Annotated in this window: 11 protein-coding genes; 4 read left to right on the top strand and 7 right to left on the bottom strand. The window is 71.3% G+C overall.

What is annotated here, in order from left to right; all coding sequences use genetic code 11:
- Positions 1-7 precede the first annotated feature (7 nt).
- The 5 genes from INP57_RS09370 to mshC all read right to left on the bottom strand — a co-directional run bounded on the left by INP57_RS09370 (position 8) and on the right by mshC (position 4,747).
- On the bottom strand, positions 8-604 hold the full coding sequence (locus INP57_RS09370) for a GTP-binding protein (protein ID WP_200069711.1): 597 nt from the start codon (positions 602-604) through the stop codon (positions 8-10).
- Entirely contained in the window at positions 579-905 is a 327-nt protein-coding gene (locus tag INP57_RS29445; RefSeq protein WP_295140706.1) for a DUF742 domain-containing protein, read from the bottom strand. Before INP57_RS29445 ends, INP57_RS09370 begins: the two co-directional genes overlap by 26 nt.
- A 229-nt stretch (positions 906-1,134) precedes the next feature.
- The gene (locus INP57_RS09380) at positions 1,135-1,572 is read right to left on the bottom strand and encodes a roadblock/LC7 domain-containing protein (protein WP_200069713.1); all 438 of its coding nucleotides are present in this window, start codon (positions 1,570-1,572) and stop codon (positions 1,135-1,137) included.
- A complete protein-coding gene (locus INP57_RS09385) occupies positions 1,569-2,957 on the bottom strand; it encodes an ATP-binding protein (RefSeq protein ID WP_200069714.1) in 1,389 nt (462 codons plus the stop codon). Before INP57_RS09385 ends, INP57_RS09380 begins: the two co-directional genes overlap by 4 nt.
- Positions 2,958-3,508: 551 nt before the next feature.
- A complete protein-coding gene (mshC, locus tag INP57_RS09390; RefSeq protein WP_200069715.1) occupies positions 3,509-4,747 on the bottom strand; it encodes a cysteine--1-D-myo-inosityl 2-amino-2-deoxy-alpha-D-glucopyranoside ligase in 1,239 nt (412 codons plus the stop codon).
- A 436-nt stretch (positions 4,748-5,183) separates the two neighbouring features.
- Here mshC and INP57_RS09395 point away from each other — a divergent pair, with 436 nt between their 5' ends.
- From INP57_RS09395 to INP57_RS09410, 4 genes are all read left to right on the top strand, one after another.
- Positions 5,184-6,356, top strand: coding sequence for a quaternary amine ABC transporter ATP-binding protein (locus INP57_RS09395; protein ID WP_200069716.1), 1,173 nt, complete (start codon positions 5,184-5,186; stop codon positions 6,354-6,356).
- Positions 6,349-7,218, top strand: a complete 870-nt coding sequence (locus INP57_RS09400; protein WP_200069717.1) for an ABC transporter permease — start codon at positions 6,349-6,351, stop codon at positions 7,216-7,218. Before INP57_RS09395 ends, INP57_RS09400 begins: the two co-directional genes overlap by 8 nt.
- A 17-nt stretch (positions 7,219-7,235) precedes the next feature.
- Positions 7,236-8,138, top strand: a complete 903-nt coding sequence (locus tag INP57_RS09405; protein ID WP_200069718.1) for a glycine betaine ABC transporter substrate-binding protein — start codon at positions 7,236-7,238, stop codon at positions 8,136-8,138.
- Positions 8,139-8,404: 266 nt separating this feature from the next.
- Positions 8,405-10,288, top strand: coding sequence for a DUF2637 domain-containing protein (locus INP57_RS09410; protein WP_307849982.1), 1,884 nt, complete (start codon positions 8,405-8,407; stop codon positions 10,286-10,288).
- Between the two features lie 259 nt (positions 10,289-10,547).
- Here the strand turns inward: INP57_RS09410 and INP57_RS09415 are convergent, their stop codons facing one another.
- Complete coding sequence (locus INP57_RS09415) at positions 10,548-12,506, bottom strand: vWA domain-containing protein (protein ID WP_200069719.1); 1,959 nt, start codon at positions 12,504-12,506, stop codon at positions 10,548-10,550.
- The gene (locus INP57_RS09420) at positions 12,506-13,909 is read right to left on the bottom strand and encodes an ATP-binding protein (RefSeq protein ID WP_200069720.1); all 1,404 of its coding nucleotides are present in this window, start codon (positions 13,907-13,909) and stop codon (positions 12,506-12,508) included. The genes INP57_RS09415 and INP57_RS09420 overlap by 1 nt, the downstream gene beginning before the upstream one ends.
- Between the last annotated feature and the right edge of the window lie 11 nt (positions 13,910-13,920).

A 13,920-nucleotide genomic window follows, 5' to 3' on the forward strand; every position in this document is an offset into this window, starting at 1 on the left:
TGCTCGATCATGCCGCGCCGGAGACCACGTTCAGCCGCATGGTGTGCGACACCAGCGCGCGCAATGCGTCCACAGTGGACACGCTGTCGCGGGCGTCGCAGGTGACCAGCGGGGTCTCCGGGCTCAGCGCCAACGCGTCGCGCACCTCGTCGAGCTCGTAGGGCAGCTGCCCGTCGAAGAGGTTCAGCGCGACGATGAACGGCACGTCCGAGTCGTGCTCGAAGTAGTTGATCGCGGCGAAGGACTCCTGCACCCGCCGGGTGTCCACCAGGATCACCGCGCCCAGCGCGCCGCGGGCCAGGTCGTCCCACAGGAACCAGAAGCGGGCCTGCCCGGGCGTGCCGAACAGGTACAGCATCAGGTCGGAATGCAGTTCGATGCGGCCGAAGTCCATCGCCACCGTGGTAGTGGTCTTCGCGCCCTCCGGATCCGGCTCGTCGATCCCCGCAGCTGCCTCGGTCATCCACGCCTCGGTGTTCAGCGGAGGGATCTCCGAGACCGAGGAGACGAACGTCGTCTTGCCGACGCCGAACCCGCCCGCGATGACGATCTTCGCCGAGAGCATCAGCTCGGCGGGGTCATGCGGAGAGCTTGTTGAGGCCATCCAGAACCCTCTCCAGGATGTCGTGGTCGTAGCGGTATGCGTGCCCGGTGGGGTGGATGAACACCGCGCCGTCCGCGGCCAGGTCGCTGACCAGCACCCGGATCACGCCGAGCGGGATGCTCAGGATCGCGGAGAGCTCGGCCAGCGAGATCGGCCTGCGCGCGGACTCGTAGACCGACCGCGACTCGGGCAGCAGCCCGGTGGCGAACTCGGCGTCGTAGTTCGGCACCGAGATCATCGTCTCCACCAGCAGCTGGTGGCGGGTGCGGGTCCGGCCGCCGGTGAGCGCGTACGGGCGCACCCGGCTGCTGCGGGACTCGGGTCTTCCGGGATCCGGGGGTCTTCCGGGATCCGGGGGCCTGCCGGGATCCGGGGATTTGCCGGAATCCGGGTGCGTGCGTCCCGGTTCCCGGAGGTGGTGCGGCTCGGAGTCCTGGGCTCCGCGATCCTGCGAGTTCTGGTGTTGCTCCCCCGCCGCGCCGGAATCGCTCCGCGCGGTTGCACTCATCTCGTTACCTCCCGCATCCGCGTCACGCCGGCCGCCGCGCGCTGACCACGCGGCGCAGGTCGGCGCGCACCTCCGGGGTCAGCGCGTGCCCGGTGTTCTCGACGAACTGGGTCATCTCGTAGGCCACCACCCGCATCTGCGCGTCGTGCGCGGTCAGCACCGCCAGCCCGGCGCCCGAGCCGATGCCCATGAACAGGAAATAGCCCTGGCTGAGCCGGATGATGATCTGCTCGCAAGTCCCCTTGTCGAACAGCGCAGCGCTGTTGTGCGCAAGGCTGAGCACGCCGCTGGAAATGGCGGCCAGCTGCTCGGCCTCGTCGCCGGAGATCGACGAGGACCCGGCCAGCGGCAAGCCGTCCGCGGAGAGGATCAGCGCGTGGGTGGCTCCGGCCACGCGGTCGACGAAGTCGTCGACGAGCCAGCCGAAATCGCGTCCTGTGGTGTCGTTTCCCGCCGTCACTGCTGATTTCCTCCGGGCGTGCGGCCGGAGCCCGGCCGGTCTTGGGCGTCCGGCTGTTCGTGGGTGTGCTGATCCCGGTCGTGCCGTTGCGCGCCGGACTGTTCGTGGCCGGGCCGCTGTTGCTGGCTGTGCCGCTGTTGCCGGCCGGGCTGCTGTTCCTTGCTGTGCTGCTGTTGATTGCTGTGCTGCTGTTGATTGCCGGGCCGCTGCTTGGCCGCCTGTTCGCCGTCGGCGAAGTCGCCGAGGTCGGCCAGCAGCTGCTCGTGACCGGCGCGCTGTTCCTGCGGGTCGTGCTCGGTGGGCTGCTGCGCGGGCCGGGCCGATTCCTTCAGGCTCTGCGGAACGCGGCGCGGCAGGCCGTTCGGCGTGGTCGGCGCGGCCGAAGCGTCGTCATCGGCGGGCCGCTGCGGATGAACGGCCTCGGCGATCACCGTGCCGGTGGCGCCGGGTATCGAACGCCCGGTCCCGTTCCCACCGGGTCTCGTCGCGCGTGCGGGCGCGGGCGCCGGTTTGGCCTCCTTGCGCGGCCGGTTCGGGCCGGCGCGATTCGCGCCCGGGGTCTCCTGCACCAGCGCAGCGGGCAGCAGCGCCGAAGCGATCGTGCCATGCGGCGCGCGCCGGGAAAGCCACACCCGGACGCCGTGCCGCGCGGAGATCCGCCGCACCACCGCCAGCCCCATGTGCTGCACCGCGTTGCGGTCCAGCACCGGCGCGCTGGCCAGCCGCTCGTTGAGCGCGGACAGCCGCGCGGCGGGCAGCCCGATGCCCGCGTCCTCCACCCGCACCAGCACGCTGCCCTGTTCGGTCAGGTGCGCGCTGACGGTGACCTGCGAGGTCGGAGGTGAGTGCGAGGTGGCGTTGTCCAGCAGTTCGGCCAGCAGCCTGCTGACGTCGTCGGCGGCGAAGCCGACGACACCGAGCGAGGCGACCGTGCCCAGCTCGACGCGGGCGTAGTGCTCCACCGCGGAAACGCCCGCGCGGATCACGTCGACCAGCGAGGCCGGTTCGGAGCTGCCGCCGCCGGCGTCGCGCCCGGCCAGCACGCGCAGGTTCTCGCCGTTGCGCCGCAGCCGGGTCGCGAGGTGGTCCAGCCGGTAGAGCCGCGCCAGCGCGTCCGGGTCGTCCTCCTCGGCCTCCATCTTCTCCAGCTGCTCCAGCAGCGAGTCGACGAGGTTGAGGTCGCGCAGCGCCACGCTGGAGCACACCCCGGCGAGGATCTCCTGCGGGCCGGTCTCGCGGGTCGCGGGCTGGCCGACGAACTGGGCCACCGTCGCGCGGGACCGTTCCAGCAGGTGCCGGGTGGAGCCTTCGATGCGTTGCCGGGCGGTGCCGTCGAGCAGCGATTTCCGGGAGCGTTCCAGCACGTCGCGGACCCGCGTCACCATTGCACCTCACGACCCGCGATGCGATCGCCAATTCGTGGTTCGTGCCGAGTCATGGACCGGGATCCAACCAGAGCGAATTCGGAAAGTCACGCGGCTACCGGCGGTTCAGTCGGTTTTCGGCGAGCGAGGAAAAGCGCAACGTACGCGCAGGGTCACCAAATCGGACGTTCGTGTCTCCGCCAAAGATCGAGAATATTCAGATTATTCCGCCATCCGAATGACGCCCGCCGCATCGCGAACACTCTCGACCTGCAATGATGCCCGTTCAGCAGGAATCAACTCGTCCAATTGCGCGTAACCGGATCGCCGCGACTACTCCACTGGCGGCATGGCATCAATCACGCCAAGTGCTCGGCCCGACGTGCGCCGCGATGCCGAAACGCGCCGGGGGATTTTCGGCCAGGTCGCACCGGTCCGACTTCCGCCGATTGCGGAGGCAACCTTCGGCGCACGAACCGCGCGGAAAAGGAAAAGGTGCCGCGGCGATCGACCGAACGATTGCCGCGACACCTTCCGCGAAAACAATTTCGCCCGCAATCGGGCGCGCGAAACTACAACCGGACCCCGAGCAACGCGTCCACCGCATCCCGCACCGCACCCGGCGCCGACTCGTCCGAACCACCGCCGGACAGCGCCGCGTCCACCCAGGCGTCCACCGCCAGCAGCGCCCGCTCGGTGTCCAGGTCGTCGGAGAGCCGGTCCCGCAGACCCGCGATCGCCTCGTCCGCGGACGGCCCGGCCGGCAGCGCAACCGCCGAGCCCCACCGCGCGAGCCGGGCGGAGCCCGCGGTCAACGCGTCCGCCGTCCACGAGCGGTCCGCGCGGTAGTGCCCGTCCAGCAGCGCCAGCCGCACCGCCATCGGGTCCACCCGGTCACCGCGCAGCCGGGACACGAACACCAGATTGCCCTTGGACTTGGACATCTTCTCGCCGTCCAGGCCGACCATTCCGGCGTGGCAGTAGTGCCGGGCGAACGGGTGCTGCCCGGTCAGCGCCTCGGCGTGCGCTGCGCTGTATTCGTGGTGCGGGAACGCCAGGTCGGAACCGCCGCCCTGGACGTCGAAGCCCATCCGCAGCCGGTTCAGCGCGATCACCGAGCACTCCAGGTGCCAGCCCGGCCTGCCCGGCCCGAGCTCGGAGTCCCAAGACGGTTCACCCGGGCGCGCGGCCCGCCACAGCAGTGCGTCCAGCGGGTGCTCCTTGCCCGGCCGTTCCGGATCGCCGCCGCGCTCGGCGAAGAAGCGGTCCATGTCCGCGGCGCTGTAGTTCGACTCGTAGCCGAAGCGGCCGGTGGCGTCGTGGCGGTAGTAGATGTCCGGGTACTCGGCGTCGTCGGCCCGGTATGCCGCGCCGGAGGACAGCAGTTTGCCGACCGCCTCGATGATCTCCGGCATGGCCTCCACGGCGCCGATGAAGTCCTGCGGCGGCAGCACCCGCAGCGCCTCCATGTCCTCGCGGAACAGCGCGGTCTCGCGCATCCCGAGGACCATCCAGTCGTCGTTGTCCCGCTCCGCGCGCTCCAGCAGCGGGTCGTCGATGTCGGTGACGTTCTGCACGTAGTGCACGTCGTGGCCGTTGTCCAGCCAGATCCGGTGCACCAGGTCGAACGCCAGGTAGGTGGCGGCGTGCCCGAGGTGCGTTGCGTCGTAAGGGGTGATGCCGCAGACGTACATCCGCGCCAGCGGGCCGGGCGCGACGGGCCGGACCTCGCCGGTGGCGGTGTCGTGCAGCCGGAGCGGACGGGGGGTGCCCTGCACCTGGGGCACGGATACCGACGACCAGGGTTGCATGTACCCGACCTTAAACGTCGCCGGTCGGCGGACGCGCCCCCGTTACACATGGTGAGAACCACTCCGGCGCGCCCGGGCGGGTGCCTCTCGCTCCGCAGCAGCACCGCCGGACCCGATTCGGACCGCTTCGCAGGCACCCGCGGGGTCGGTCCCGGCCCGCCGTTGCGCACCTTCCGCGATCGCCGCGGCGCGAGCTTCGCCGCGCTTGCCGGTCTTCGCCGCACAGCTCGCGGTCCGCGCAGGTCGCAGCCCGCTGGATCGGTTCTCGGCCACGGTCGAGGGGACTTTCGATCCGGGTTCTTTCCCGGGTTCCAGGTCGTATCCTCATTCGCACGGGGAATGTCGTTCCTCATCGCGCGACCCGGTGCCGTGCGACCCATTCCGGCTCGCCGGAGGCGGGACGGTTCGCGGGAGGCGGGATTTGACATCGGTACGGGTGGACGAGCTCTGCAAGGTCTTCGGTCCGCATCCCGCCGAAGCGCTGCGGCGGCTGCGTGACGGCGCGGACACCGCGCGGCTGCGCGCCGAGGGCGCCACCGCAGCGGTGCTGGACGCCTCGTTCACCGTGGCCACCGGCGAGATCTTCGTGGTGATGGGGCTGTCGGGCTCCGGCAAGTCCACGCTGATCCGGATGCTCAACGGCCTGCTGCGACCGACCGAAGGCCACGTGTACGCCGACGAGGAAGACGTCACCGCGCTGTCCGGCAACGCACTGCGCGACCTGCGGCGGCGCACGATGAGCATGGTGTTCCAGCACTTCGCGCTGCTGCCGCACCGCACCGTGCTGGACAACGTCGAATACGGCCCGCGCATCCAGGGCGATCCCGCCGGGCAGGCGCGGCGCGCGGCCGGGGAGGCGTTGGAGATGGTCGGACTCACCGGTTGGGAGCAGCGGTTCCCGCAGCAGCTCTCCGGCGGGATGCGGCAGCGCGTCGGCCTGGCTCGCGCGCTGGCCGCGGGCACCGACGTGCTGCTGATGGACGAGGCGTTCAGCGCGCTGGACCCGCTGATCAAACGGGACATGCAGGACCAGCTCGCGCAATTGCAGCAACGCCTCGCCAAAACGATCGTGTTCATCACGCACGACTTGAACGAGGCGATGCGGCTGGGCGACCGGATCGCGGTGATGCGGGCCGGTCGCATCGTGCAGCTCGGAACCGCATCGGAGATCCTGCGCGGTCCCGCCGACGACTACGTGGCCCGGTTCGTCCGGGACGTCGACCGCAGCCGGGTGCTCACCGCCGCGCAGGTGGCCGATCCGGAGTTGGCCGTGTCCGCCGACCGCACGCCGCAGCACGCGCTGGCGGCGCTGCAAGGCGCCGAGCGGCTGCTGATCACCGACGGCGAGCGCAAGCTGCTGGGCAGCGTGGACGCGGCCGCCGCCGGACGGGCCGCGCGGGACGGGCTCGCGGAGATCCGCGACGTCGTGTCCCCGACGGCCGAGCCGATCACCGGGGACCGGCCGCTGCGCGAAGTCCTCGGACGCGCGACCGCGGAAGCCGTGCTGCCGGTCGTGGACGGCGAAGGGCGGCTGCTCGGCGCGCTGACTCCGGCGGTGCTGCTGCGGGCGCTGGGTGATCAGCGATCTCAGGAGGCCCCGGATGCCTGAAGTGCCCCGCATCCCGCTCGGCGACTGGTTCCAAGCCGTCGTGAACTGGTTGAACGACACGATCGGGCCGGTCTTCGACTTCATCGACCTGGTGGTGCGTTCCGCGGTGGACGGCTTGACCGCGGCGCTGCTGTGGCCACCGCAGTGGCTGCTGGTGCTGGTGCTCACGGCGCTGGCCTGGTGGCTGCGCGGCTGGCGGTTCGCGCTGTTCACCATCATCGGATTCGGGCTGGTGGCCGGGATGCGCGAGTTCCAGCCCGCGATGCAAACGCTGGCACTGGTCCTGGTGGCCGCCGTGATCGCGATCGTGGTGGCGATCCCGGTGGGCATCCTCGCCGCGCGCGAGCGGGTGGTGAGCCACGTGGTGCGGCCGGTGCTGGACCTGATGCAGACGATGCCCGCGTTCGTGTACCTGATCCCGGTCATCTTCTTCTTCAACATCGGCGCGGTGCCGGGCGTGGTGGCCACGGTGATCTTCGCGCTGCCGCCCGGAGTGCGGCTGACCGAGCTGGGCATCCGGCAGGTCGACGCCGAGGTGGTCGAAGCCGGGGAGGCGTTCGGGGCGCCGCCGCGGCGGATCCTCACCGGCATCCAGTTGCCGCTGGCCATGCCGTCGATCATGGCGGGCATCAACCAGGTGATCATGCTGTCGCTGTCGATGGTGGTCATCGCGGGCATGGTCGGCGCGGAAGGACTGGGCACCGAGGTCTACACCGCGGTGACCCGGGTGCAGTTGGGGGCGGGTTTCGAAGCCGGGGTCGCGGTGGTGGTGCTGGCGGTCTACCTGGACCGGATCACCGCCGTGCTGGCCGACCGCTCCCCCGTCTCGCGCGCGGCCGAGGAGACCGCGCCGGTCGCCTAGGAAGGGCGGGAAGTGCCATGCCGAAGAAGCGTTGGACCCGTCGGCTGGTGGCATGTTTGGCGATGCTCGCCGCGTTGGTGCTGGTCGCTGCCGGGTGCGGGGGCCGGGAAGCGGGCACCGGGCAGCAGGCGAAGCGGATCAACATCGGCTACATCGCCTGGGACGAGGCGATCGCGGTCAGCAACCTCTACAAGGTGCTGCTGCAGCGGCAGGGCTACCAGGTGCAGCTGACCGAGCTGGAGGCCGGACCTACTTACGCGGGCCTGGCGCGCGGCAACATCGACCTGTTCATGGACGCCTGGCTGCCGCAGACGCACGCCGACTACTGGAACCAGTACCGCGGTCAGCTCGAGGACCTCGGGGTCTGGTACGACCAGGCGACGCTGAACATCGCGGTGCCGAAGTACCTGACCGACGTGAACTCGTTGCAGGACCTGCGCGGCCGGGGCGCCGAGTTCCACGGCACGATCACCGGCATCGATCCGGGCGCAGGGCTGAGCCGGGTGACGCGGGACCAGATGATCCCGCAGTACGGCCTCGCAGGCGAGTACACGCTGCAGACCTCGTCGACGACCGCGATGTTGGCCTCCTTGGAGCGCGCGATCAACGAGCGCCAGCCGATCGTCGTCACGCTGTGGCACCCGCACTGGGCGTACGCGAAGTACCCGATCAAGGACTTGGCGGACCCGCGCGGCGCGATGGGCGCTGCGGAGCAGATCCACGCCGCCGGGCGGGAGGGCTTCAGCGCCGACTTCCCGGACGTGACCGGGATGGTGCACAAGTTCCGGTTGAACGACCAGCAGCTCGCCTCGCTGGAGAACGAGATCAACAGTGCGCCGAAGGGCCAGGAGGAAGCCGCCGCGCAACGCTGGGCGGACGCCAATCCGCAGGTCATCGCGACGTTCGCGCCGACGCGCTGACCGCGGTTCGCGCAGGTTCGTGGAGCCCGGGACGCGGGCGCCGGAGCGAACGGGGTCGCCTCCGCCGAAGCCGTCCGTGCGGTGCTCGCCGACGTCCCGCGGTCACCGGTGCACGGGCAGCGGAGGCGCGGCGCGGCGGCAGGCGCCGCCACTACCAGCGACCGCCCGAGAGCCGAGATCGACGGGCGGTCACCTGACCAGGTGATCGCCAAGTTACTATCCGGCACTGCCGAGCGTGCCCGCCCGCACGAACCTGGAGGACCCCCGTGCACGACGCCGGAAGCAGCGCGCGCCCGATCGCCACTTCGGCCAACGACGCCTTCCCGGCGGGCCATGCGCCGTCCGCCCCCGGCGACGCGGCGGTGGACCGGGGCAGCCGGTCGCTGTCGATCGCGGCGCTGTTCTTCGTCGCGATGGCCGCCGTGATGGGCTGGGGCGCGAGCTTCGTCGGCCTGCACGAGTACGGGATGCAGTCGATGGCCGGGTTCACCAACGTCACGGCCTGGCTGGTGCCCGCGACGTTCGACGGCGCCGCGTTCGCCTGCACCCTGATGACCTACCGCTCATCCATCAACGGTCGTTCCGCGGTGCGCGGACGGATTCTGATGTGGGCGTTCACCGGGGTCAGCTCGTGGATCAACTGGATCCACCAGCCGAGCCAGGAGGCGCAGATCGTCGCGGCCGGGCTGCCGATCGCGGCGGTCGCGGTGTTCGACGTGGTGCTGCTGGAACTGCGCGCCGACTACGAGGCCAAGCACGGGATGCGCGGTTTCCGGCTGCGGCCGGGGCTGCTGGTGCTGCGCTGGATGGTGGACCGCAAGAGCACCAGCGAGGCGTTCCGCAACCAGGTCATCGACATCCCGGTCGAGGAGATCGCCGGGCTCGGCACGTTGTCCCCGCCCGAGGCGCGCCGCGCCGCTGCGCTGCAGGCCGCGGAGCCGTCCGGGGCGCGCGCGGTGGGACCGCAGTCCGGTGCCGAACCGGCGGTGCCCGCGCGCGGCGATCAGTTCGCGGGCGAATCCGGGGCGGCTGCGGGACTTTCGCCGGGTCGGCAGGAAGATCGCGGGGCGGTCGGGACTGCCGGGAACACGTTCGGCGACTCCGTCGAACCGTCCGGCTCGCAACGCACAACTCAGCCGGAGGCCGTCGGCGCGCGGACCCATGAGTCCAGTGTGGACAGCGGCCGCGATGCCGTTCCGGCTGCCGCCAGCGCCGCTTCGGTGCGCACGTCCGCGGTTTCGGCCAACTACCCGGCTCCCGGCCAGGACGAGACGGCCACCGCGAACAGCAACGCGGCCGAGTCCCCCTCGGCCGACGATTCTCCGACCGTGCGCGGCGGACGAGGCGCGTCCGCGCATTCCGAGGGCGGATCGGACGCGGGCACGAACGGTGCTCCGGCCGCGGAATCCGAGCCGGACGCGGCAACCGCGCGCGCGGCCACGATCTCCGTTGCGGTCGGCGCCGAGGAGTCCGGCTCCAAGGCTCCAGACTCCGGCGAGACAGGCTCCGGCGAGGCAGGCTCCAGCGCGACCGGTCCCGACGTGGCGGAATCCGGGACGACTGCCTCCAAGGCAGCAAGCTCCGAGGCGGCGGACCCGAACGCCAACGGCAGCGACCCCAACTCCGGCAAGGCCGCCAAGAACGCCGCGAGCAAGGCGAACCGCACCGGACCGGAACCGTCCACTGCGGACGCCGAAGCCGCCACCGTGACCATGGAGCTGCCCACGACGACCGGCGAAACGCCGACGACGGCCTCGAAGTCGGCGGACCGGCCGGGGAAGGGCTCCGCGGCGGCCAAATCCCGGGCAGGCACCGGCAAGACCACCGAGGGCGCGGCATCCACCGGCCCAGCGTCCACGAACGCGGCGACCAAGGACGGGACCGCCGCCGACCCCTCCGACGCGGAGAAGACGCTGCAACTGCCCCCGGTGCCGGACGGCCCGATGAGCGACCGGGACAAGCGCTCCGCGGCCCGCAGCGACTACCGCACGTCCCTGGCCGCCGACCAGCCCGTCAAGCCGGCCGAGCTCGGCAAGCGCTACGGCCTGTCGGAAAGCTGGGGCCGCCGCCAGATCAACGCGGTCCGCAAGTCCATCGCGCAGGAACAGGCCCAGGATCCCGCGGACCTGGTGGGCGCGAACAAGCAGTAGGCATCCGCCGCTCCCCGTCGCGGCGTCGGGGACCAGCGGATTCCGGCGTCACTCCGGCAGATCGTCGCCCACCTGCGTGGCAGCCTTGAACGCCGGACATGGCGCCCCGCGTGACGGCCGTTCGACTCGAATTCACCGGAGCGGCCCAGGCGGTTTCGCTTGCACAGCCGGAACGGCCCGGCCATGCAGCCTTCGATCGCTCCGACCTAGCCGCCGCCCACCGCTTCGGCCGAGCGCTCGCCCAGGCGATGCGCCCACCTCACCGCCGCTTGGTGCGCAGGTAGTCGCCGACCACGGCCGCACCGAGGCCGTCCGCGGTCGGTGCCACGACCCGGCCGCCGCCGCGGCGGGCGACGATGTTCACGAACCGCTCCAGGCGCGGGTCCTCGCCGAGCATGAACACGCTCAGCGTCGCGCCCAGCCGGTGCAGCGAGTCCACTTCGGACAACGTGACGCCGAGGGTGCGCGGCGTGGGCGGGTACTGGAACACCGCTTCGCCGTCGGTTTCCAGGTGAGCGGTGGGTTCGCCGTCGGTGACCACCAGGACCACCGGCTGCGCGTCGGAGTTCCGCCGCACGTGCCTGCCCGCCAGCAGCAGCGCGTGGTGCAGGTTCGTCCCCTGCTCCCAAGTGCCTTCCAGCGCCGCCAGCTCCCGATCGTCCACAGTGGACGCATAACGGCCGAAGGTGACCAGTTGCAGGGCATCCGAGCGGTAGCGGGTGGCCACCAGGTGGTTCAGCGCCAACGCGGTGCGCTTCATCGGCACCCACCGGCCGTCCTGCACCATCGACCACGAGGTGTCCACGCACAACGCCACGGCCGCGCGGGAACGCTGCTCGGTCTCGGCGACCTCCAGGTCATCCACCTGGAGCAATGGCGACCGCGGGCCCTCGGCGGCGCGGCGCAGCACCGAATTGCGCACCGTCCGGCCGGCGTCCCACGGTTCCGTGTCGCCGTAGGACCACGGCCGGGTCGTGCCGGTGAGTTCCCCTGCCGCGCCCGCCCGGTCGGTGTCGCGTTCGCCCTGGCGGCTGCGCAGCTGCGAGATCACCGACTGCAACGCGGTTTCCCCGAGCCTGCGCATCGCGCGCGGGCTCAGCTGCAGGTTGCCGTCCGGAGCACGCTGCAGCAGGCCCTGCTGCCGCAGCTGCCGCTCGATCTCGGAGAGCCGCTGCGCGTCCACCACGGCCTGCTCGCCGAGCTGGCGTTCCAGCGCCTCCAGGTCGATGTCCTGCAGGCTCGCGCCCGGGTAGGACTGGCCGAGCTGCTGGGCGAGCTGCTCCAGCTCACCCAGCTCGGCCATCGCCTCGGTGGCCTCAGCCAGCCCCATCGGCTGATCACCGCGGAACCGCCCCCGGCCGGACCAGTCCTCGCCGGGACGCAGCGACTGCAACTGCTGATCCATCCGGTTCAGCGCCTCGCCGATGCGCGGATCGCCGAACGCCTGTTGCGACAGCTGCGACAGTTCGGCGCGCTGCTGCTCGCTCATCGAGTTCAGCATCCGCTGCGCCGCCGCGGAACGGGCGGCGAGCGCGTCGATCAGCTCGTCGACGTTGCGCGGATTCTCCGGGAAGAACTCGCCGTGCTCGGCCATGAACTCGTCGAACCGCCGCGGCACGTCGGCATCGCCGCGGGCGTGCGCGGCCAGCAGCTCGGAGAGGTCGTCGAGCATCTTGCGCACCCGCTCGACGTCCTCCGGGGTGGTGTCCTGCAGCGCTTCCTTCATGCCCTTGAAGCGCTGCTCGAGGAATTCCGAACCCAGCATCCGCTGGATCTCCTCGAAGGTTTCCCGCGCGTCCTGGGATCGCCAGTCGTAGTTCGACAGCTCCTGCACCGAACCGGCCGCGTCCGGCGGCAGCGCGTCCAGCTGCAACTCGCGGAACCGGGCGTCGTCGCCTTCCTCGGCCGCCAGCGACTCCCGCTCCTGCGCCACCGCGCGGTCCAGCAGCCTGCGCACCTCCTGCAAGGTGCCGTCCAGGTTGTGCCTGCGCTGCAGCTCCGAGCGGCGCTGCCACAGCCTGCGGGTCAGTTCGTCCAGACCGGACGTTTCGCGCGTGCCGGTGCGCAGCATCTCTTCCAGCGCCGACCGCGGCGACGCGCCCTCCATCACGTCGCGCCCGATCTGGTCCAGCGCCTCGCGCAGGTCCACCGGCGGCTCCAGCGGATCGGAGCCGCCGTGCCATGCTCCGTAGCGGTAGCGGCGCGGCCTCGGAGTCATCAGCCGTACACCGACCGATCTTCGTCGAAGTCCTTGGCCAGCTTCTTGTTCAGGTACAGCGATTCCAGCGCCAGCTCGACCGCGCTGGCGATGCGCCCGGACGAGTCGTCCGCGCGCACGCCGAGCCGTTCGGCGACCTGCTGCAGCACCGGCAGCTCCGGCAGCGCGGTGAGCACGTCGCCGCCGCTGATGCGCTCGCCGGTGGCGACCTGGTGCCCACCGGTCACCGCTTCGACCAGCGAACGCAGGTCCAGCCCGGCGAACAGGCCGCGCGCGGTGTCGGCGACCGAACGGCGCAGCAGGTAGCCGAGGACCTCGTCCTCCCGGCCTTCCTCACCGGCCTCGAACTCGAGCTTGCCGCGCAGCACCGCGGGCACCGCGTCCAGGTCCACCGGCCGCGCCACCGCCGGGTCCTCCCCGGTCAGCGCGGCGCGGTGCACCGCGGCCGCGGACACCGTCTCGGCCGCGGCGATCGCGAACCGGGCCGAGACCCCGGAACGCTGATCCACCGCGGAGGACTCCCGCAGGTGCCCCACGAACCGGGCCAGCACCTCCAGCAGGTGGTCGCCGACCTCGGCCTCCAGCAGCGCCTCCTGCCGGATCAGCGAGGTCTCTCCTTCGAGCTCCAGCGGGTAGTGCGTGCGGATCTCCGCGCCGAAGCGGTCCTTGAGCGGCGTGATGATCCGGCCGCGGTTGGTGTAGTCCTCGGGGTTCGCGGTCGCGACCAGCAGCACGTCCAGCGGCAGCCGCAGGCTGTAGCCGCGGATCTGGATGTCGCGCTCCTCCATCACGTTCAGCAGCGCCACCTGGATCCGCTCGGCCAGGTCGGGCAGCTCGTTGATGGTCACGATGCCGCGGTGCGCGCGCGGCACGAGTCCGAAGTGGATGGTCTCCGGATCGCCCAGCGAGCGGCCCTCGGCGACCTTCACCGGATCCACGTCGCCGACCAGGTCGCCGACCGCGGTGTCCGGAGTGGCCAGCTTCTCCACGTAGCGCTCGCTGCGGTGCCGCCACTCGACGGGCAGCTCGTCGCCCTGTTCGGCGGCGCGGCGGATCGAAGCCGGGGTGATCGGTTCCAGCGGGTGTTCGTCCAGTTCGGACCCGGGCAGCACCGGGGTCCACTCGTCGAGCAGTTCGGTCAGCCCGCGCAGCAGCCGCGTCTTGCCCTGGCCGCGTTCGCCGAGCAGCACCACGTCGTGCCCGGCGATCAGAGCGCGCTCCAGCTGCGGCAGCACGGTGCGGTCGAAGCCGACGATGCCCGGCCACAGCCGGTCGCCGGAACGCAGCGCGCTGAGCAGGTTCCGGCGCACCTCGGCCTTCACGCTGCACGGCAGGTACCCGCCCGCACGCAGCTCTCCAGCCGTACGGGGCAGTCCGGTGGGTGGAGTCTGGAGATTCGTCACCCGTCCGACGC

It is taken from the genome of Saccharopolyspora galaxeae, from assembly GCF_016526145.1.
In the GTDB taxonomy this organism is placed as follows: Bacteria; Actinomycetota; Actinomycetes; order Mycobacteriales; family Pseudonocardiaceae; genus Saccharopolyspora_C; species Saccharopolyspora_C galaxeae.

What these genes read in the sequence shown, in the direction of transcription:
- INP57_RS09385 (WP_200069714.1), bottom strand. Translation starts at nt 2,957, where the DNA reads ATGGTGACGCGGGTCCGCGACGTGCTGGAACGCTCCCGGAAATCGCTG.
- INP57_RS09370 (WP_200069711.1), bottom strand. Translation starts at nt 604, where the DNA reads ATGGCCTCAACAAGCTCTCCGCATGACCCCGCCGAGCTGATGCTCTCG.
- INP57_RS09415 (WP_200069719.1), bottom strand. Translation starts at nt 12,506, where the DNA reads ATGACTCCGAGGCCGCGCCGCTACCGCTACGGAGCATGGCACGGCGGC.
- INP57_RS09400 (WP_200069717.1), top strand. Translation starts at nt 6,349, where the DNA reads ATGCCTGAAGTGCCCCGCATCCCGCTCGGCGACTGGTTCCAAGCCGTC.
- mshC (WP_200069715.1), bottom strand. Translation starts at nt 4,747, where the DNA reads ATGCAACCCTGGTCGTCGGTATCCGTGCCCCAGGTGCAGGGCACCCCC.
- INP57_RS09405 (WP_200069718.1), top strand. Translation starts at nt 7,236, where the DNA reads ATGCCGAAGAAGCGTTGGACCCGTCGGCTGGTGGCATGTTTGGCGATG.